Origin of the sequence: Plantactinospora solaniradicis, assembly GCF_042658085.1 — a bacterium.
Taxonomy (GTDB): domain Bacteria; phylum Actinomycetota; class Actinomycetes; order Mycobacteriales; family Micromonosporaceae; genus Plantactinospora; species Plantactinospora solaniradicis.
Window position 1 is genome coordinate 1 of the sequence record NZ_JBHSPR010000087.1, and the last position, 20,425, is coordinate 20,425.

A 20,425-nucleotide genomic window follows, 5' to 3' on the forward strand; every position below is an offset into this window, starting at 1 on the left:
GGTGCGTTGCAGGTTGGAGTCCCGCCGCCCGCCACCGCCGCCGTCGGCGAACGCCTCGTTCACCACGTCCCAGGAGTGGATTTTGCCGCGGTAGTAGGTGGCGACCTGGGTGACGTGGTTGATGGCCGCGTTGCGCAGTGCGGAGCCGGACATGTTCTGCGCCCAACCCGGCTGCTGGGAGTGCCAGAGCAGGGCGTGGCCGCGGATGCTCATGCCGTTGGCCCGGGCGTGGTTGACGATGCGATCGCCGTTGGTGTATGTGAAGCGACCCTGGGTCGGTTCGGTGGCGTCCCATTTCATCTCGTTCTCGGCGGTCACCGAGTTGAACTCGCGGTTCAGGATAGTGACGTACGTGTTGTCGGACAGCTTGTTCGCCGCCACGGCCGCACCGAAGTAGCGACCCTTCTCGGCCGCGGAGGTGCCCAGGGTGGTGCCGGCATGGGCGGTACCGACCAGGGCTGCGGTGCCGACCGTGGCGAGGGCGCCGGTGATGGTGAGCATCACCACGGTGCGGACGGGTTTCGTGTTTCTCATGATGCTGCCTTCTCGAGTGGTGGTGGCCAGTAGGTCAAGGTGGCAGGGCTGGTCGAAGCCGGATAACGCAGTTGGGTCAGGGGCGTGAGCTGGTGGTCGACCATCGACAGGACCCCCAGCGGGCCGCTGCCACTGCTCCGGCGCAACGCTGCTGGCGAGGACACGTCCCAGCAGAGGCTGCTGCCGGCCACGGACGGATGGATCACGATGAAGCCGCGCCGAACTCTGCTCTTAGGCTCATGACTTGTCAGCCCTCGGGGAAGGGCGTGTTGCGCGATCGAGGGCTGCCCGGCGCCCGACCAGTTTCCGGCCCTGAAACAATTACGAGTATCTATAGAATTGGTTTCGCGCGCAAGTGAGCGCTCACATCCAGCTCAGGCTTCCGAGCCTGAAAGGCTTCCGCGAAGCCGTTGCACCCCACGGAGGCCTGATCCCCGGCTCACATCAGCACACACCGGATAATCCGGACCAAATTTCGCTAGTGTCATGGTCTGGCCGGTTGACAGGCCATCCCGGGGGCGCGTCGCATCGCATGGCGGCCCTGGTATGTGGTGGAAGACTTTCGTAACATCGCGGGTGATGTGATCGCAAACATTTCGATTTGCGGACCGCACCCCGTCGCCAACGACCGTGCGTCACCGACCCGACCCGACCCGACCCGGCATGGCACGGCCGACACCATCGGCAGCATCGGCGCGGTCCGATCGACCCGTAGCTGCGACGTGCCGTCCATCGCGAGCACCTACGCCGCCGGCGGCGGGTCAAGGTACGACCCGACGATGCCGCGGACCCTGTCCACGAACAGGGGGTGGAGCCCGGCCGGGCTCCACCCCCTGATCCTCGCCGACGATCAGGCGATAGCGCAGGCGGCGCCGTTGAGGGTGAATGAGGTTGGCCTGGCGGTGTTGCCAGTGTGGGTGGCTTGGAACCCGATGTTGATTGATGCGTTGGGTGCGATGGCGGCGTTGTAGGAGACGTTTCTGGCGGTCACCTGTCCGGAGGCCGGCGAGTAGCTGGCGTTCCAGCTTGAGGTGATGCTCTGGCCGCTCGGCAGGGCGAAGACGAGAGACCAGCCGTTGACCGCGGTCGTGCTGGTGTTGGTGATGGTGATGCTTTCGGTCAGGCCCGTGTTCCACGCATTGACGGTGCTGGTGACTCGGCATGCGCCGGCGGGAGGCGTTGGCGTGGTGGGTCCCGGCGTCGGCGTCGTCGGTCCCGGCGTCGGGGTGCTGGGCCCCGGCGTCGGCGTGCTCTGGAACTGTGTGAAGAACGTCCACGTCTCCTGGGGAAGCCAGGCCGTGTTGGAGCCGGCGTCCTGCGGAGTGGGGGTGTGGCCGCCGTCGAACGCGTACCAGGCAACCGGATGGCCGGCCGAGCATCCCGAGTAGTGGAACTCCGTGTGCCTCCCGCTGCCTTGCGCCGGCTCGGGCGGGCTTGCCGCAGTGCAGCCGTTGTTCCTGACGAACCTGTCGCGCATCGATCGTCCGCCGGAGATGCTGAGCACGTTGTCACTGAGGCCGTGCGCCTGAAGGTATGCGATGGCCTGGGTCCCGCCACTGCACCCGCTGATCACGCCACCGGAGTAGATCGCGACCGCGCGGAAGACGTTCGCCCGGGCACACGCCAGCGCGTAGCTCATGCCGCCGCCGTAGCTGAAACCCAGGGAGAACAACTGCGTCGTGTCGACACAGAGAGCATTCTCGATGGTTCTGACCATGTCGTCGGTGAAGGTGACATCCTCGCCGCCCGTGTTCGCCCAGCCATTGTTGAGGCCTTCGGGCGCGACGAAGATCGTGCTGTTGTTCGCCAACGGCAGGAGCCCGTAGTAGCTCTGGCTCACGACAGAGTTGGCGTTGCCTCCCAACCAATGGAATCCGAAGACCAGCCGGTAGGGGCGACTGTTGTCGTAGTTGTCGGGAATCCTCAGCACGAAGCTTCGGGTCCTTCCGCCGCTCTGTATCGAATGCGTGCCGCTCGTGAGCGTTGGTGCCCTACCGCATCCGGCGGTGGCCGCAAGGATGCCCGCACCGCTGCCCGGCGCGGCTACGCGTGTCTCTTCCGGCGAGGCCGCACCGGACGGCATCGCGGTCGCTACCAACATCGCGACGCCTGCGGCGGCTGTGGCGGCCGACAGCGTCAGCATCGTCGGGCGATGTCTGCGACCTGCTCTCCCAATCAATTTTCCTCCTTCGGGTTGCGCCATTTCGGCAGCACCCACGCCGATCGACCGACTGGGGAATCAGCGCGGCCGGTGCCGGCCGCGCACCGATGGCGGTGTTCGCTGGGGCCACACCAGCACGGTCGCGACCGACCGCTCCGGGCCGCGAGGGCCCGGCGGACGATCTTTACGGTGCCCCGTCTGTGTGACGAGCCAACGCACGGACCGACCAATGTCCGCCAGTGACACCTCCATCGATGATGGTCACTGTAAATGTAGAAGAGAGTGTGACGACCGTCAATGGAAATGCCAGACGTCGGATGATGGGGACGGTCCGGGCCGGGACCTGCCGCCGGTTCACCGCGCGAGCGTGGTGCAGCCGTCCGACCGTTCTCGATCAACACCCGGCGTCCCTGTCGGAGTGGATCCGGCCCAGCCTGGGCGGTCAGGTGGCCGGTGCGCGCCCGCGGCTGGGCGGGCTCACCATGCAGAACGACGGGCGCGTCCGGGCGGGGCGGCCGGCCGCCGCGGACAACATGCTGGGCGATGATCGCCGGTACGCGCCGGTGCCGTACTTCTGGACCGACCGGTACGACATCAAGATCCAGATGAAGGGCGTCCGTACCCCCGGGGGCTTCGTCGTCGCGTCGATGTTCCTGGTGCCTGGACTCGCCGTCCTGCCGGCACGTCCCAGGTCGCCCAAGGTGGTCAGCGGGGAGCGCGGCTCCGACACCAACTTCAAGACACTTTATTGCCGACCGTCAGCAGAGTTGCTAACTTATTACAATGATGACTATCAATGAAGGTGTCGGGCACCGACTCCGGGTGGCGCTCGTCGCGTTGGCTTCCGCCGCGCTCGCGGCGACCGCCGGGATCGTGCTCGCTTCACCGGCCACGGCGGCGTCCCTGGTCGAGGTGACCGGCTTCGGTGACAATCCGGGCGGCATGCGGATGCACGTCTACGTTCCGGACTCCCGTCCCGGCAACCCGGCGATCGTGGTGGCGATGCACGGCTGCGGCGGGTCGGGTCCGGGCTTCTACTCCGGCAGCGAGTTCGCCTCGCAGGCCGATCGGTACGGGTTCATCGTGATCTACCCGACCGCGGTCCAGCAGGCGGGCTTCGGCAACTGCTTCGACGTCTGGTCGGCGGCGGCCAAGCGCCGGGGCGGCGGAAGCGATCCGGTGTCGATCATGTCGATGGTGACGTACGCCCAGCGGCAGTACGGCGGCGACCCGAACCGGGTCTACGCGACGGGCAGCTCGTCCGGCGGCATGATGACCAACCACATGCTCGCGCTCTATCCGGACGTCTTCAAGGCGGGTGCGGCGTTCATGGGGGTGCCGTTCGACTGCTTCGCCAACGCGGCCGACTTTCCGCCGCAGAACAGCCAGTGCGTCAACGGGCGGATGGACCGGACGCCGCAGCAGTGGGGCGATGCTGTCCGCCAGGCGTACCCCGGCTACAGCGGCGCCCGCCCACGAATCCAGTTGTGGCACGGCACCAACGACACGCTCGTGCCGTACCAGTTGCTCCAGGAGGCGGTCGACCAGTGGACCAACGTGCACGGCCTGAGCCTCACGCCCACCTCCACGGACACGCCCCAGGCGAACTGGAACCGGCGGCGCTGGACCAGCGGTGGCAATACGCTGATCGAGGCGATCAGCGTCAACGGCGCCGGCCACAGCCTGCCGATGAGCGGCATGGCGCAGGCGGCGGTGCAGTTCTTCGGCCTCACCGGCGGACCGTCGACCCCGACCCCGACCCCGACCACGGGTACGCCGACCAGCTCGCCAACCGTGCCGCCGACGACCACCCCGCCGCCGTCCGCAGGTGCGTGCCGGGTCGGCTACACGGCCAACAGCTGGACCAACGGCTTCACCGCCAGCGTGACGGTCACCAACACCTCGACCGCCGCCGTCAACGGCTGGACCGTGCAGTGGAGCTGGCCGGGCAACCAGCAGGTGACGAACGCCTGGAACGCCACGGTCAGTCAGTCCGGCACCCAGGTGACGGCCCGCAACGTCTCGTACAACGCCGCGATCGGGGTCGGGGCGAGCGTCACGTTCGGCTTCCAGGGCACCTACAGCGGAGCGAACCAGGCGCCGGCCCAGTTCACGCTCAACGGCGCGGTGTGCGGTCAATGACGGCACACGTGCGGGTGTCGCCGGGGGCGGCCGGTCGGGTAGAGCGGCGGGGGTGAGGTCGCGGTGCGCAGCGGCGGGCCGGTGGGCGCATCGGCTGGCAGGGTGGGGCAGGGGTGTGCTCCACCCGCGTCAGCCCTCCGCCGCCCCGGAACCGGTCAGCACCGCGCGGAGCCGGTCCGGCCAGCGAGTGCTCCGACCCGTGCCGGCATCGATCCACACCACCGTCAGCGTCCCCCGGGCCAGCGTCGTGCGGTCCCGGGCCACGGTGAAGGCGTAGCGCAGCGAGGCGCGCCCGACGTGCTCCACCGCCAGGGTGGTCTCGGCGACCTCGCCGAAGTGCAGGGCTCCCAGGTAGTCGACCGTGAGGTTCACCCGCGGCATCCACCGGGCGTCCGCTGCCGTGATGCCGAGCTGATCCTGCAGTTCCTTCTCGGCGCTCTCCACGAACCGCAGGACCACGCCGTAGTGCCACCGGTCCGCCGGGTCGGTGTCCGACCACTCGAGACGACGGCGCACGACGATCGAGGCTGGTTCGGCCATCCCGGTCTCCCCGCTGGTCCCTGTAGCTGGTGTCGCCCGGCGCAAACGCGGGGTCCGCATCCTCGGGCCTGGACCGAGTTTGACTATATCAATGCCTAGCGTCAAGGTTAGTGTCACATGTTGCCGGTCCGGCTGGTGTGGGTGCGTACCAGTGCTGCGAGGTCGGGGTCGTGCCCGGCGACGACCTGGACCACGCGCTGTTCGGCCAGCCCGGTCAGGCCGTCGTAGAGCTCGACGAAGAGTGTCCGGGCCGCCGCCCGGGGCCAGCGCGCCGGTAGCAGCTCGGTCGGCAGCTCCGGGTCGAGGCTCGGCATGGTGCGCCAGTCGTCCATCAGGGCGGTACGCGCGACGAGGGCCTCGGCGGTGCCGATCCGGCCGGTGCGCCACCGTCGCCGGACCGGCTCGTACGCGGCGAGAATCCGCTCGTATTCGGCGCGCAGGGCGGTCAGGTCCCAGGCCTTGATCGGATGGCCGCCGGTCGGCCCGCCGTCGGCCAGCTCGGCGGTGAAGACGGTGGCCCGGTCGATGTCGAGTTCGGACAGGATCGTGGCCACCTCGGCCACCCGTTCGTGCGGCGAGACCCAGAGCCCGTCGTAGAGCGGAGCGAAGCCGTGCCAGCCGAGCCGGGTACGCAGGACGTGCCGCCGGGATCGGTCGTCCTCGGGCACCGAGAACGCGGCCACGGTCCATCGGCCGGTCCACGGTGTCCGTTCGGTGCCGAACGACAGGATGTGGCCACGACCCTCGGCGAGTACCTCGGCGGCCCGCTCACTGAGCGCGTACGAGGTGCGCCGGCCGGACTTGGACTGCTCCAGCAGCCCTCGCCGGGCCAGCCGGCTCAGCGCGGCACGGGCGCTGACCTCGGTGATGTCGAACTCGCCGAGCAGTGCGACCAGGGCCGCCGAGGGCAGCGGGGCGCGCTGGCCGTACCAGTAGTCGCCGAGCAACGTCAGCAGCAGGTGTTGCGGGCTGCCGCCGGCCTGCACGCGGGGGAGGTCGGCCGGGGGCGACGCGGGCTGGAGCGACATGCCAGAGACTCTACAGATTTCGCTTCGTCCGACAGCCGGTCAGCCTACTGTCCAGACGCACTACCTGCCCACTTTCGGCGCGACGGTGATTTCGTCAGCGAGTCAGGGCGTGTTCTTCCGCGCGGCCTATCACCACGGCACCACAGTGCCCCTAATGCTGCCGCCGTTCGTGATGCGTGCCGGCTTCGGTGCTTGGCGCGAACTGGCCGCGAACATGACCGTCACCGAGGGAGTCCTCGCCGGTGAGGCGGAGTTTCCCCCTGCTGTACCACTGGCGCGTGCTACACGGCCGTCCACCTATCGCGTCCGAGCACCGCTCGACCTGACTCACAAATGCGGGGTCAGGACGCCGTGAGTCGGTCGGCCGATGATGGGCGCCACGACCAGACCCGTTAGGTTTTTCGGTGGCAAGCAGGCCAACTGCTTGCGATCATGCGACCGTGACCGACGAAGCCCTCCTCGCACGCGCCCAGCGGGTCTGGGCCGCCCTGTCCGGGACGCCGGTCACCTTCACGACCTCGGCCATCGAGGTGGCCGTCTCCCCGCAGTCGTTGCTGTGTCCGTCAGGTTGGGTGGGCATCGTCGTCATGGGAAACGCCGTGATCGCTACCGCCCCTGACGACAGCGCCGCCGAGATCGTGCAGCACGCTCTCAACGGCCTCCCCGTGGCCGCCATGACCGACACAGCCGCCGTATGTGACAGGTTGCCGATCAACGAAACGCTGGGACCGGCCACCTTGGCCTACTGCGACACGGCCAGCTTTCGTCCGGTTCAGTCCAGTGCCGTCCAGACGAGCCCTGCCGACCACACCGACATGAGAACGTTGCTCGCGCGGGTGCCGACCGAAGACGCCGACGAGTCCGGCCTGGCTGGGATCACATCACCAGCGTTCGTAGTGCGTAGTGGATCGGACATCATCGCGGCAGCCGGTTATCGCGCCTGGCCGAGCAAAACCGCGCACCTCAGCGTGCTGACAGCCCCAGCCGAGCGTCGACGAGGGCTCGCACGCGTCGTCGCCACCGCAGCCGTCGCTGCCGCGCTGGAGGACGACCTGCTACCCCAGTGGCGGGCCCGCCCCGAAGCGTCACGACGAGTGGCCCGAGCACTCGGCTTCAGCGAACTGGGTTCACAACTGAGCATTCGTCTCATGACCGCCGACAGCCACGCCGGACGCTCCTGATTGACCACCGGCCCGTGTGCCGCCGAGACTCACCGACACTCGGCGCTCGAACGGCACCTGGCCGCCCGGCGATCATCCCGTGGTCCGTCGTTCGATCGCGCGGATCCGCAGCGGGTCGGCCGTGGCTACGGACTGGTGCAGGTGAGTGACGGGGGCGACGGCGTTCCGCTGCCGAGGAAGCCGAACGTCGTGGATCCGGATGCCGGGAGCGAGCCATTGTACGAGGCGTTCCGCACCGAGACTGTCGAGCCGCTGATGCTCAGTGTGCCGTTCCAGACCTGGCTGACGGTCTGGCCACTGCTCAGGATCCATCGGACGGTCCATCCGTCGATCGCCGAGCTGCCCGTCGTCACCGTGATCTCGCCCTGGTAGCCGCCCGGCCACGAATTGGTCGTGCGGTAGGTCGCGCCACATCCGCCGACGGCGGGCGGGGTGGTGGTCGGTGGGGGAGTCGGGGTGTTCGAGGGTCCCGTGGAGGGGGTGCCGGTCGGCGGTGTGGTCGGTGTGGTCGGCGGCAGGAGCGGGCAGGTGCTGCGGTACGTGACCACGCCGGTCGAGTCCAGCAGCGGGCAGAGGAACTGGCTGTACCGGGTGTCGTTGTCGACGAACATCTTGACGAACGGCAGCATCGTCCGGACCATCACGGCGTTTGACCTGCCGACCGGAAAGAGATGGTCGGCGCCGGCGATCTCCAGATACGCGCTCTCCGTCGTGGCCGGCAGACTGCCATAGAGGCCGTTGAGGTAGGTCGGGGTGACGACGGTGTCGGCCTGCCCGGCGAAGACCATGGTCGGGACCCGGTCGTTGGCCAGGTTCGATGACGGCAGGTACGGTGCGATCCCGACCGCGGCCTTCAACGACGGACGCCGGATCGCCGCGTTGAGGGCGCCCCCGCCGCCCATGGAGTGGCCGGAGACCGCGAGCCGGTTGGGGTCGACCCGGTCACGCACCGGACTCTGTTGCGTGAGGTAGTCCAGCGCGGCGAGCAACTGGGTGCCCCTTGCCACGTCGAAGTCGTTGCGGCTGTTGGTCTCGATGCCGATCACGACGAACCCGTGGGACGCGAGCCACGGCCCCATCCAGGCGAGTTCGGCGGAGAACAGCGCGGTGTAGCCGGGCGAGATGGCGATCGCGCCGAAGGTTCCCTGGCTGGTGTCCGTGGGGTAGTAGATCGCCCCGCCGGCGAAGCCGTACCCGGCAGGGACGCCGACCGACGCGGTGGCGAAGGGCCCGGTCACCGCCGCGACGCTGGCCCGGGTGGGATCCGGACCCCGCTGGTACGGGTTGTCGGCGGCCGACGCCGAGCCGGTCGTCACCGCCACCGTGGACAGCATCCCGAGGGCTACCGCCACCCCGGCCGTGACGAGCGTGAGCAGTCGGGCCCGGGTGCCGGGTCCCGTCGGGCCGACCTCGGTACCCCCGGAAGGTGAGGGCCCAGGTGTGTGTCCTCGCACTGTCGGTACCTCCTTGTTGTAGTTGGTTCCGGCGTTGGGGGTCCATGCCCTGGTAGAGGTAGCGCAGGTTGCAGGGGCTGAGGGTGAGGGTCTATGCGCGGGCCCACCGTTGGTTGGCCGCGCTGTGGCAGGTCCAGACGATCACGGGTGTGCCGTTGGCGGTGCCGGCGTTGTCGACGTCCAGGCAGAGCGAGGGGACCCGGACGCTGCTGATGGTGCCGTTGCCGTTGAGGACCCACTGCTGGTTGGTGCCACCGTTGCAGTCCCAGATCTGCGCCCGTGTCCCGGCGGTGGCGTTCGTCGGGATGTCCAGGCACTTGCCGAGCAGTTGCAGGGTCTGGCCGGACTGGGTGAACTGCTGGTTGGTGCCACTGTGGCAGTCCCAGATCAGCGTGCCGGTGCCGTTGGCTGTGTTGCTGTTGTCGAGATCCAGGCAGCGGCCACTGGACTCGCCGCGCAGCCGGAAGGTGGACGGCGGGTTGGTCGTGCCACCGCCACTGACCCGGTAGACGACCGTGCCGTGGGCGGGCACGCTGGCCGAGATCGTACCGGCGCTGCTGGAGGTGGCGTTGGTCCAGGTGTCAAGCAGTGTGAACGAGCTGCCGCTCTTGCCGATCGCCGCTGCGGTGGTCGAGATCGTCGTGGCGGAGCCGCCCTGGTTGAACAGGGCCACTGCGACGTCACCGTTGGACAACCGCTTGGCCAGCACCCGCCGGGTTCCGTCGAAGGACACCTGGGTCGCCTGCAGCCCCAGCGAGTCCTGGTTGATCGCGATGAGGTTCTGGTTCTTCATGATGGCCTGGGTGATCGAGTTCATGCTCCGCACGTCGTTGCCGGCGATCAGCGGGGACGCCATCATCGCCCACAGCGCGAAGTGACTGTGCATCTCCGTGTCGTTCATGCCGCCCCGGCCGACCTCCATCATGTCCGGGTCGTTGAACGCACCCGGTTTGGCGTAGTGGGCCAGTGGCACGGTGACGTTGACGATGTTCTGGATGCCCATCGGGTACCCGTTGGTCTGACCGGTGTCCCACGCGTTGGTGATGTCCTCGGTGGTGCGCCACATGTTGGCCACGTCGCCCCAGTTGCGCTGGGGCCCGGTCTTGGCGTGGATGCTGTTCGGGTTGATGCTGTACACGATCGGCCGGCCCGTGGCGGCCAGCGCGTCGCGCATTATGGCGAAGGTGCGCACCTGGTCGTCGATCGTGCCGCTGGGCGAGCACCAGTCGTACTTGAGGTAGTCCACGCCCCAGGCGGCGAACTGGCGGGCGTCCTGGGCCTCGTGCCCCTGGGCGCCGGTCGCTCCAGGGTAGCTGCCGAAGTACTGGGCGCAGGTCCGGTCCAGCGGCGCCTGGTAGATGCCGAAGAGCAGGTTCCGGGCGTGCAGGTAGTCACCCAGCGCCTTCATGCCGCTGGGAAACCGGGACGGATTGGCCTGCAGGTTGCCCTGTGCGTCCCGGGTCGAGTTCATCCAGCAGTCGTCGACGACGACGTACTTGTAGCCGAGGTCCCGCATGCCGGAGCTGACGATGGCATCGGCCACCTGCCGGATCAGCGTCTCGTTGATGTTGCAACCGAACGTGTTCCAGCTGTTCCAACCCATCGGCGGAGTCCGGGCAACGCCGTTGTCCAAGGCCCACGCCGGTGCCGCCGGTACGACGGGTTGGACGACCGCCACTCCCACCGCCACCAGAGCCGTGGTCAGCGCGGCCAGCAGTCTCGTACCTACCTTCATCGGACCTCCAGGGATCTGCGGGACAAACGGGTATGTCCGGGTATGAAGTCTGATGTCGCAACCCGGGTCCCAGGGTTGGCTGAACCGCCACCCCTGTACCGCTCGGGCCGGACCGCGCTCAGGTCGACGCCACTTCGGGGCGGTGCGCGCCCCACCAATGGGTGAACATCTATGTGAACGGTAACATACCGCTATCACGGCAGGGATCGCAAGATGCGGTCGTCGGAAGGTTGAATAGCCCGGTATCGCGACCGCGTGACGCCTCGGAGATAACAGAAAGACGATGTGGGATCCCAGTTTCGTACTCTGATTCGATTCTCGTCCCGAAAAGTGTTATCAGTCGGCGCGTCAGGGAGTCCAATCGGGAAGTTCCGCTGGTCCGTGTCGGGGCGCCGGTTCGGGCCAGGACATTGACGATCGCCTCTTGAAGACCTCGAAACGGTCTGGCAATATGCCGTACATCCGCCCGAGCGGTTTCCTCCAGCCCCGTCCGACGTAACGGGACCTGGTGGCATTTGTGTTAGCGCTAACACAACGAGACCACGCACAACCCACCCGAGCGGGACGGATCAGGCGCGGCGACGTGACGAGGCGCCCTCGGCCCGTTGTGTCCGGTCCGGGAGCGCGAGGAAGACCGGCACCCCTGGCCCGCCAGCTCGTGTGGTTCCGACAGAAGGAGAAAGACCATGGATGCCGTGGCGCAGACGCCACCGATCGCGTCAGCTCCGGGACCGGCCCACGACGGTGCCGTCCGTGGACGGTGGCGCCACTGGCGGTCCGTGGCAGCCGCCGCCCTGGCGACGGCCCTCGTCGCCACCGCGGCGGTCGCGTTCGGCCCCGTGCCCGCCTCGGCGGCGACGGTGGATACGAGTGCGTGGTACGTGCTGGTCAACCGGAACAGTGGCAAGGCGTTGGACCTGTACAACCGGGCAACCAACGACGGCGCCCGGATCACCCAGTGGGCGCGCAATGACGGTGCCTGGCAGCAGTGGCAGTTCGTCGACTCGGGTGGCGGCTACTACCGGGTGAGGTCGCGGCACTCGGGCAAGGTGCTGGACGTGTCCAACAGGTCGACCGCCGATGGTGCGGCGGTCGTCCAGTGGAGTGACGGTAACGGGACGAACCAGCAGTTCCGGTTGGCGGACTCGGACGGTGGTCACGTGCGGCTGATCAACCGCAACAGCGGCAAGGCGATGGAGGTGCAGAACGCCTCCACCGCCGACGGCGGGAACGTGGTGCAGTACACGGACTGGGGCGGCAACAACCAGCAGTGGCAGCTCGTCCGGGTCGACGGCGGGTCCACCCCGCCCACCACCCCGCCCGGCGGCAGCTTCACGAACCCCGTGGTGTGGCAGGACTTCGCCGACGTCGACATCATCCGGGTCGGCGAGGCCTACTACCTGTCCGCGTCGACCATGCACTACTCGCCGGGCGCGCCGATCCTGCGCTCGTACGACCTGGTCAACTGGGAGTTCGCGGGGCACTCGGTGCCCAGGTTGGACTTCGGATCGAAGTACGACCTGTCCGGCGGCCATGCCTACGTGGACGGGATCTGGGCGTCCACCCTCAACTACCGGCAGAGCAACGGGACCTACTACTGGGCCGGCTGCGTCGACTTTTCCCAGACCCACATCTACACCGCGTCCGCCGTCGACGGCACCTGGAGCAGGCACACCACCATCCCCAACTGCTACTACGACGCCGGCATGCTGATCGACGACAACGACACGATGTACATCGCGTACGGCAACGGGGCCATCAGCGTCGCCCAGCTCTCCGCCGACGGGCGGACACAGGTCCGCAACCAGCAGGTGTTCACCACACCGTCGAACATCGGCACCCTGGAGGGCGCCCGCTTCTACAAGCGCAACGGCAGCTACTACATCTGGCTCACCCGCCCGGCCAACGGCCAGTACGTCCTCAAGGCGAGCAACCCCTTCGGTCCGTACGAGGTACGCCAGGTCCTGCTCGACCTGCCGGGCCCGATATCCGGCGGCGGTGTCCCGCACCAGGGCGGCCTGGTCCAGACCCAGAACGGCCAGTGGTACTACATGGCGTTCACCGACGCGTACCCCGGCGGCCGGATGCCGACGCTGGCACCGATCAGCTGGACCAGCGACGGCTGGCCGGTGTTGCAGACGGTCAACGGCGCCTGGGGCACCACGTACCCCAACCCGCTGCCGCTGCGGCCGGTCCGGCCGCTCACCGGCGCGGACACCTTCTCCGGCACCACCCTCGGCCCGCAGTGGGAGTGGAACCACAACCCGGACAACACGAGGTGGTCGGTCAACAACGGCCTTCGCCTGGACACCGCGACGGTCACCAACGACCTCTACAAGGCCCGCAACACCCTGACCCATCGCATCCAGGGGCCGACCTCGACCGCGACGATCGAACTCGACTACTCGACGATGCGTGACGGCGACCGTACCGGTCTGGCCATGCTGCGCCAGTCCTCCGCCTGGATCGGTGTCCGGCGCGACAGCGGCACCACCCGGGTGGTCATGACCAACAACCTGACCATGGACAGCAACTGGAACACCACGGGTACCGGCACCGAGGTCGCCAGCGCCGCGGTCTCCGGCGGCCGGATCTGGCTACGGGCCAACGCGGACATCCGGCCGGGCAGCAACCGGCAGGCCCGCTTCTCCTACAGCACGGACGGGGTCAACTTCACCTCGCTCGGCTCGGCCCTCACGCTGAACAACGCCTGGCAGTTCTTCATGGGATACCGGTTCGGGATATTCAACTACGCCACCCAGGCGCTGGGCGGCGCGGTCACGGTCCGGAGGTTCGACCTTTCCACCCCATGACCCCTCGGGGGGGCGCAGGGAACTGCGTCCCCCGGCGTCTCCCGCACCACCAGGTCACGCACGCAGGCCGTGGGGCGCCGGGGACCGGTGCGGCCCGCTCCGTACCGGTCCCCGGTGGACGTCCAGCGGTGCTGCCGACGCGCGCGCGAGGCCCTGCCCGTTCGGGACGACCCGCGACCATGTGCCACCGGTTCCGATAACAAGAAGCCGCTGTGATTTTCTGCTCTTCCGCCATTTCGTCACCGACACCGGGAAAAAAGGTCGTCACCGACACCGACAAACTGTTATCTGACGCGCCCGTCGAAAGTCCGGGCTCGAAGCGGATCCCGTGTTGATCGGGTTTCGCGTACGCATGCCCGCCTACCCCTTGAAGGCTGCGAAACAATCTGGCAATCTCCCCTACACCGATGTGAGCGCTCCTCCCTTGTCTTCCCAAGAGGCCGGGGACCCGGAGGGCTGCGGATGTTAACGCTCACATCGATGGCTTCGGCCGGTTGCCCCGGGAGTGCTCGGTGACGTTAGGAGCGGGATGCGGATCCGTCCGTTTGTGGTGCGGGTGCTGGCGCGGAGACCCGGTGGGTCGGTGCCGGCCGGCGTGGCGGAAGTGGACGGGCCGGGCCGGCGTGGCCCTGCGCTCGTCCTGGTGGGCGTGCTGCTGTGCGCCGCTCTCGTATCCACCGGAGGCCAGGTGAACGCCGCTGTCGCCTGGTCGCCCGAGCCGGGATACACATCGACCGACACCGGCGACGGCAGGTATTCGGTTCCGCTGCTTCGCTCCGATGTGCCGGACATCGGTGTGGAGCGCGTCCCGGCAGCCGAGAACGACGAGGGTCGGGACATCTACTACATGATCAGCACGACGATGCACCTGAGTCCGGGTGCGCCGATCATGAAGTCCTACGATCTCGTGAACTGGTCGATCGTCAACTACGTCTTCGACCGGGCGAGCATCGGAGACTCCTTCTCGCTGCGCAACGGACAGAACTCGTACGGCCAGGGCCAGTGGGCATCCTCGCTGCGTTACCACGACGGCGTGTTCTACGTCGCCTTCAACACCAACAACCTGGGCGGCGCGTACATCTACCGCACGGACGACATCGAGGACGGCGCGTGGCAGCGCACCGCCCTGGGACGGGGTCTGCATGACCCGTCGCTCTTCTTCGACGTCGACGACACGCCGTACATCTTCTACGGTTCGGGCGGCACCAGCGCGGTGCGCCTCAACGCCGACCTGACCGCTGTCGAGCAGGACTACCCGAACATCTTCACGGCGGCCGACTACCCGGGCCAGCCGTTCATCGGCGGCCTGTTCGAGGGAGCCCAGTTCTACCACATCGACGGCTACTACTACGCGGTCATCATCACCTGGCCGTCCGGGCAGGGCCGTCAGGTGGTCATGTTCCGCTCGCCGAACCTGCTCGGTCGCTACACCTCGGCCGGGGGCGTGAACACCTACGAGGCGCGCGGGGTGCTCAATTCGAACGGGTTCGCGCAGGGCAGCCTCGTGCCGATCGCCCGCGAGGGCGGCGGGACCGACTGGTACGGCATGTTCTTCCGCGACACGTTCCCGGTCGGACGTATCCCGGCGCTGATTCCCGCCCGGTGGCAGGACGGGTGGCCGACCTTCGGCGACAACGGGGCGGTGCCCGTGGACGGCCTGTTCGACAAGCCGATCGACCTGCGCCCGGCGGAGGAACTCGTCGAGCGTCAGCGGAGCATCGTCACCTCGGACGACTTCGCCAACGACGCGCCGCACAAGGCGTACATGGACGAGGAGTGGACGATCCCGGAGCCGCCGGACGTCGACGAGTCGCTTCTCGGTGTCGAGTTGCTGGAGAACCCCGGCTTCGAGGCCGGGGCGGTCGCCCCATGGGCCGCGCAGTTCGGTGCGACGCTCGGCCTGGACGGGGCCGACCCGGCCACCGGATCGGCGGCGTTGAGGGTGAGCGACCGCACGGTCAACGGCTCCGGCCCGAACCAAGTCGTGAACGCCAAGATGCAGCACGGGGTCACCTACACCGTGTCGGCGCGGCTCAAGTACACCTCGGGACCGGGCAGTGTGCGGTTCAACCTCGCCGCGGACTGGGGTGCCGGCGTGCAGGTCATGGCGTCCGGGAACGTGCCGGTGGGGCAGTGGACGACGGTGTCGGGCCAGTACACCGTACCGACGACGGCGAACCTCGACAGTTTCAAGTTCGCCGTGGAGACCCCGTGGGCGAACCCCCAGCCGCCGTCGTCGAGCGTCGAATACCTGATCGACGACGTCTCGATCATCGGGCAGCCGGTGACGGCCGAGCAGCCGGCCGAGGAAGAGATCGCCCCCAACGGGTCGAGGCTGGACATGGCGTGGCAGTGGAACCACGCGCCCGACAACCGGTACTGGTCGCTCACCGACCGCGCCGGATGGCTGCGACTGACCAACGGAAAGGTGGTCACCGGCCGGTACGTCTACTCGAAACTGTCCAACCGGGCCGAACTGGCCTGGTTCGAGGAGGCCCGGAACACGCTGTCGCAGCGGACCTTCGGGCCACGACAGTCGGCGGAGACCAGGATGGACATCTCTGGCATGAAGGACGGTGACGTCGCCGGCCTGGCCGCTTACAACCGCGGATTCTCGTATGTCGCGGTCAAGCGCGTCGGCGACACGTTCACGCTGGGGGTCGTCAACCGCGGGCAGCCCTTCGCGGTGGACCTCGACCAGGCGACGCTCGAGAGCTTCCTGCCGGGCACGACGGTGCCGCTGGGCGACGCGACCGAGGTGTACGTGAAGGCGGATCTCGACTTCGCGTCGCCGACGGGGCAGCTCTGGACGACGTTCCACTACAGCCTCGACGGCCTGGCATGGCACCAGCTGGGCAGCCGGGTCGGCCCCCAGACTCTGGACGGGAGCCTCGCGCACTTCATGGGACACCGGGTCGGCCTGTTCAACTACGCGACGCTGGCGACGGGCGGGCGGGTCGACTTCGACTACTACCTGCTCAGCGACACGCTGACCGCGCCGGGCCAGGCGCTGGACAGGGACGACCTCGACGCGGCCATCGCGCACGCGGAGACGCTCCGCGAGACCGACTACCCGGCGGACGCCTGGGCCGCGATGCGGACGGCTCTCGCCGACGCGAAGACGGCCCGCGCCGGTGAGTTCGGCACCCAGAACCAGATCGACGCGCCGGAGCGGGCCCTCAGCTATCACCTGGCCCGGCTCGGCACGCTCAGGGTCGCTGCCGAGCTGCCCGTCACGGTGACCGTGCAGGCGCGATGTCTCGCCGGTCGGGCGTACGTCGCCGTGCAGGCCCGCAACGACCACGGCGCGCCGGTGGACATCGTGCTGGAGACCGGGTACGGCACGCGGTCGTTCGCGGACGTGGCGCCGGGCGCGAGCGTCTACCAGTCGTTCGGTACGCGGGCGACCTCGGTAACGGCCGGATCGGCGACCGTTCGGGTCACCGGGAGCGTCGCCGGCGAGGACGTGACGACCGTACGGACCGGAGAGCATCCCGGCATCGACTGCGCCGGTTGACCGGCCGCGACCGCCCACCGGTGCCGGCCGGCTCCGGTCACGGTCTCGCAGGACGGCCGCCCCTCGACCCATCCCGGCACCTGTCCGGGTAACCCGATCCCCGTCCAGGCCCACACCCAACCGGTCCGGGACGACTGGAAGCCCAGATGCCAGTCAGAGATCAAGGAGAGTGTCACCGTGAAACTGCGCTCGCGAAGGGCGACGCGTCGACGGGTCGCCGCGATCGCCACCGTCGGGGTCGTGCTGGCCGCCGGCCTGGTCGCCAGGCCGGCACCCGTCGAGGCCGCCGAACAGAATCTCATCGTGAACGGCGGGTTCGAAGACGGTCTCGCCGGCTGGTTCGTGAACAACGGCAACGCGAACGACAGCGCCACCCTCTCGCCCACGACGGACGCCCATTCCGGTGCGGGCGCGGCGCTCGTCAGCAACCGGGTGACGACGGGATCCGGTCCGATGCAGGACCTCAGCGGCAAGGTACAGGCGGGACAGACGTACACCCTCACCGCCCAGATCAAGTACGAGAACCCGAGCTCGCCCGCCACGAAGCAGTTCTTCGCCACGATGCACTACGGCGGGGGCACCTACACCAACCTGGTGAGCGCGGTGGCGACGCGCGGTCAGTGGGCGCAGTTCAGCGGGACGTTCACGATCCCGGCGGGGCAGAGCGTGTCGACGGCGCGTCTCTTTTTCGAGACGCCGTGGACGAGCGCCCCGTCCTCGGACCCCGCCCTCCACCTCATGGACTTCACGCTCGACGACGTGTCGGTGATCGGCGCCGCGCCGCCTCCGACGCCGTCGAAGACCATCGAGGTCGTCGGTAAGCTGCCCGGGGAGCACAACCCACTCATCGGGCACAAGTTCGGCGCCGACGGGTTCGGCTTCGTGCACGACGGCCGGGTGTACATGTACCTGACAAATGACACCCAGGGCTACGCGCCCAACCCGGCCACCGGCATCTCGCCGCAGATCAACTACGGCGACATCAACCAGATCACCGTGATCTCCTCGGCCGACCTGGTGAACTGGACGGACCACGGCGAGATCCAGGTCGCCGGCCCGAACGGCGTGGCACCCTTCACCAGCAATTCCTGGGCGCCCGGCATGGCCAGGCAGGTCGTGGACGGCGAGGAGAAGTTCTTCCTGTACTACGCCAACGGCGGCGGTTCGAGCAACGTGATCACAGGTGAGTCGCCGCTCGGTCCGTGGACCAGCGAGCGCACGAGCACGCTGATCAACGGCGGCACTCCCGGCGCCGAGGACGTCGCGTGGAAGTTCGACCCCGCTCCGCTCGTGGACGACGACGGCGAGGAGTACCTCTACTTCGGTGGTGGTCCCGCGTCGACGAGCATGCCGCCGGCCGAGCGCTTCAACAACCCGAAGAACCTCCGGGCGATCGGACTCGGCGACGACATGGTCTCCACCGAGGGGTCGGCCGTGGTGGTCGACGCTCCGGTGGCCTTCGAGGCGGGCCACGTCTTCAAGCGCGAGGGCAGGTACTACTTCTCGTACTCCTCGCACTTCGGTGGGAACGACTTCGGCGGCAACCAGACGCCGCTGCCCGGCTACCCCGGCGGCGGCCAGATCGGTTACATGATCTCCGACGGCCCGATGTCGTGGCCGAAGGAGACCTACGCGGGCGTGCTGTTCCCGAACCAGTCGCAGTTCTTCGGCGCCGGCACCGGTGGCAACAACCACCAGTCGGTGTTCGAGTTCGAGGGCAGGTACTACTTCACGTACCACGCGCCGACGCTGAACAAGCGCATCAACGGGAACACCACCCAGGGGTACCGCAGTCCGCACATCCAGGAGCTGACCTTCAACCCGGACGGCACCATCCAGCAGGTCGTAGGCACCTACGCCGGCGTGCGGCAGGTCAGGAACTTCGACCCGTTCCGGGTGTTCGAGGCGGAGACCTTCGGCTGGAGCAAGGGCGTCGCGACCGCGAAGCGCGACGGCGGGTCCGCCCAGTTCGGCGCCGCGGCACCGAACCTGGTGGTCCGGGACGTGGACGACGGCGACTGGACGGCGCTGTCCTCGGTGGACTTCGGCGAGGGCGGTGCCCGGAACGTGACGGCGAAGGTGCGTGCGCTGGCCGCAGGCGCGCGGATCGACGTACGGCTGGACGATCCCGCGGGTCCGGTGGTCGGCAGCGTCCCGGTCGGCACGCCGAGCGCCGAGTGGGCCGAGGTGACCGCCGAGCTCTCGGGCGTCAGCGGCGTACACGACGTCTACTTCAGCTACCACGGGCCGGCCGGTGAGGACCTCCTCGAGATCGACACCTGGGCCTTCGCGGCGACGGGTACCCAGCCCGAGTTGCCCGTCACGGTCAACGTGCAGGCACGATGCGTCGCCGGTAAGGCGTACGTCGCCGTGCAGGCGCGCAACGACCACGACGCGCCGGTGGACATCGCCCTGACGACCGCCCACGGCGCGCGGTCGTTCGCGGACGTCGCACCGGGCGCGAACGTCTACCAGTCGTTCGGGACGCGGGCGACCTCGGTCGCGGCCGGCTCGGCGACCGTTCGGGTCACCGGAAGCGTCGACGGCGAGGACGTGACGACCGAGCGGACCGTGGAACACCCCGGCGTCGACTGCACCGGATGACCCTGACAGCCCCGATCAACCCACCTCGCCGGCAACGACGGCTGACAACGGAGGAGCGAATGAATACAAGGAAACGCCGGCACCTGCTCGCGGCCTGCGCCGCCGGCGCCGCCCTGGCCGCGACGACGGTGCTGCCGTCGCCTGCCGTGGCGGAGCCCGGTGACGACGCCGACGTGCAGGTGACGGTCGACATCGACGAGATCGACGAACCGGGCGTGCTCGCCATGTCGATCGCGGGCGACGCCGTCGCGCTGTCCGAGAACGGCTCGACCCTGCTGGTCCGCCAGTTCGTCGGCACCCTGCCGACCGTGACGGTCACCGACACCCGCGACCCGGACGAGGTACCCGAGGGCGCCGCCTGGGCGGTACTGGGCAGCGCGACCGATTTTGTCGGTGCCGCCGGTCAGGAACCGATCAGTGCCGGTCACCTCGGCTGGAAGCCGCGGCTGCTCGATGGCGGCGACACCGGCCTGGTCACCGAAGGTGAGGAGGTCGTGACCGTTCTCGACGAGGAGACCCAGCCCGGCAACAACGTCGGTCTGGTCGACCAGGAGTTACTGGTGTCGACGTTCGACTCCGAAGCCGTCGTCAACGACGCGTACTCGGTCGACGCCGACCTGTACCTGCGCACCCCGGCGGATGTCGCCGCCGGTGAGTACGCCTCGGTGCTCACTCTCTCACTGTTCGAGTAGTGGCTGGGCGGGGCCCGTGCGGGC

The 20,425-nt window shown here is 68.4% G+C and carries 13 protein-coding genes; 7 read left to right on the forward strand and 6 right to left on the reverse strand.

Annotated elements, in window-relative coordinates; genetic code table 11:
- Nucleotides 1-501, reverse strand: a 501-nt coding sequence (locus ACFP2T_RS45400) for an endo-1,4-beta-xylanase (protein WP_377433705.1), incomplete at its 3' end; no start/stop codon positions are given.
- 883 nt (nt 502-1,384) lie between these two features.
- A complete protein-coding gene (locus ACFP2T_RS45405; protein ID WP_377433591.1) occupies nt 1,385-2,677 on the reverse strand; it encodes a CE1 family esterase in 1,293 nt (430 codons plus the stop codon).
- 464 nt (nt 2,678-3,141) lie between these two features.
- Between ACFP2T_RS45405 and ACFP2T_RS45410 the strand changes: the two genes are divergently transcribed.
- Together ACFP2T_RS45410 and ACFP2T_RS45415 are read left to right on the forward strand one after the other, a co-directional pair.
- A complete protein-coding gene (locus ACFP2T_RS45410; protein ID WP_377433593.1) occupies nt 3,142-3,495 on the forward strand; it encodes a hypothetical protein in 354 nt (117 codons plus the stop codon).
- Complete coding sequence (locus ACFP2T_RS45415; RefSeq protein ID WP_377433596.1) at nt 3,479-4,837, forward strand: extracellular catalytic domain type 1 short-chain-length polyhydroxyalkanoate depolymerase; 1,359 nt, start codon at nt 3,479-3,481, stop codon at nt 4,835-4,837. The genes ACFP2T_RS45410 and ACFP2T_RS45415 overlap by 17 nt, the downstream gene beginning before the upstream one ends.
- Nucleotides 4,838-4,966: 129 nt before the next feature.
- Here ACFP2T_RS45415 and ACFP2T_RS45420 read toward each other — a convergent pair whose 3' ends face one another.
- Entirely contained in the window at nt 4,967-5,377 is a 411-nt protein-coding gene (locus tag ACFP2T_RS45420; protein ID WP_377433598.1) for an acyl-CoA thioesterase, read from the reverse strand.
- 113 nt (nt 5,378-5,490) lie between these two features.
- On the reverse strand, nt 5,491-6,405 hold the full coding sequence (locus tag ACFP2T_RS45425) for a PaaX family transcriptional regulator (RefSeq protein ID WP_377433601.1): 915 nt from the start codon (nt 6,403-6,405) through the stop codon (nt 5,491-5,493).
- A 440-nt stretch (nt 6,406-6,845) separates the two neighbouring features.
- Between ACFP2T_RS45425 and ACFP2T_RS45430 the strand changes: the two genes are divergently transcribed.
- Nucleotides 6,846-7,586, forward strand: coding sequence for a GNAT family N-acetyltransferase (locus ACFP2T_RS45430; RefSeq protein WP_377433604.1), 741 nt, complete (start codon nt 6,846-6,848; stop codon nt 7,584-7,586).
- A gap of 125 nt (nt 7,587-7,711) precedes the next feature.
- Here the strand turns inward: ACFP2T_RS45430 and ACFP2T_RS45435 are convergent, their stop codons facing one another.
- Entirely contained in the window at nt 7,712-9,040 is a 1,329-nt protein-coding gene (locus ACFP2T_RS45435; protein WP_377433606.1) for a poly(ethylene terephthalate) hydrolase family protein, read from the reverse strand.
- Between the two features lie 91 nt (nt 9,041-9,131).
- A complete protein-coding gene (locus tag ACFP2T_RS45440; protein ID WP_377433609.1) occupies nt 9,132-10,775 on the reverse strand; it encodes a glycoside hydrolase family 27 protein in 1,644 nt (547 codons plus the stop codon).
- Nucleotides 10,776-11,461: 686 nt separating this feature from the next.
- Between ACFP2T_RS45440 and ACFP2T_RS45445 the strand changes: the two genes are divergently transcribed.
- From ACFP2T_RS45445 to ACFP2T_RS45460, 4 genes are all read left to right on the forward strand, one after another.
- The gene (locus ACFP2T_RS45445; RefSeq protein ID WP_377433612.1) at nt 11,462-13,588 is read left to right on the forward strand and encodes a family 43 glycosylhydrolase; all 2,127 of its coding nucleotides are present in this window, start codon (nt 11,462-11,464) and stop codon (nt 13,586-13,588) included.
- Nucleotides 13,589-14,117: 529 nt separating this feature from the next.
- Nucleotides 14,118-17,105, forward strand: a complete 2,988-nt coding sequence (locus ACFP2T_RS45450; protein ID WP_377433615.1) for a beta-xylosidase family glycoside hydrolase — start codon at nt 14,118-14,120, stop codon at nt 17,103-17,105.
- 177 nt (nt 17,106-17,282) lie between these two features.
- Nucleotides 17,283-19,709: a family 43 glycosylhydrolase gene (locus ACFP2T_RS45455; protein ID WP_377433618.1), complete on the forward strand. Its 2,427-nt coding sequence runs from the start codon at nt 17,283-17,285 to the stop codon at nt 19,707-19,709.
- A gap of 59 nt (nt 19,710-19,768) precedes the next feature.
- Entirely contained in the window at nt 19,769-20,401 is a 633-nt protein-coding gene (locus tag ACFP2T_RS45460; protein WP_377433620.1) for a twin-arginine translocation signal domain-containing protein, read from the forward strand.
- Nucleotides 20,402-20,425: the final 24 nt, after the last annotated feature.

Excerpts from the sequence above, each read along its gene's own strand:
- ACFP2T_RS45405 (WP_377433591.1), bottom strand. The coding sequence starts at position 2,677 with ATGCTGACGCTGTCGGCCGCCACAGCCGCCGCAGGCGTCGCGATGTTG.
- ACFP2T_RS45415 (WP_377433596.1), top strand. The coding sequence starts at position 3,479 with ATGATGACTATCAATGAAGGTGTCGGGCACCGACTCCGGGTGGCGCTC.
- ACFP2T_RS45420 (WP_377433598.1), bottom strand. The coding sequence starts at position 5,377 with ATGGCCGAACCAGCCTCGATCGTCGTGCGCCGTCGTCTCGAGTGGTCG.
- ACFP2T_RS45425 (WP_377433601.1), bottom strand. The coding sequence starts at position 6,405 with ATGTCGCTCCAGCCCGCGTCGCCCCCGGCCGACCTCCCCCGCGTGCAG.
- ACFP2T_RS45440 (WP_377433609.1), bottom strand. The coding sequence starts at position 10,775 with ATGAAGGTAGGTACGAGACTGCTGGCCGCGCTGACCACGGCTCTGGTG.
- ACFP2T_RS45445 (WP_377433612.1), top strand. The coding sequence starts at position 11,462 with ATGGATGCCGTGGCGCAGACGCCACCGATCGCGTCAGCTCCGGGACCG.
- ACFP2T_RS45450 (WP_377433615.1), top strand. The coding sequence starts at position 14,118 with ATGCGGATCCGTCCGTTTGTGGTGCGGGTGCTGGCGCGGAGACCCGGT.
- ACFP2T_RS45460 (WP_377433620.1), top strand. The coding sequence starts at position 19,769 with ATGAATACAAGGAAACGCCGGCACCTGCTCGCGGCCTGCGCCGCCGGC.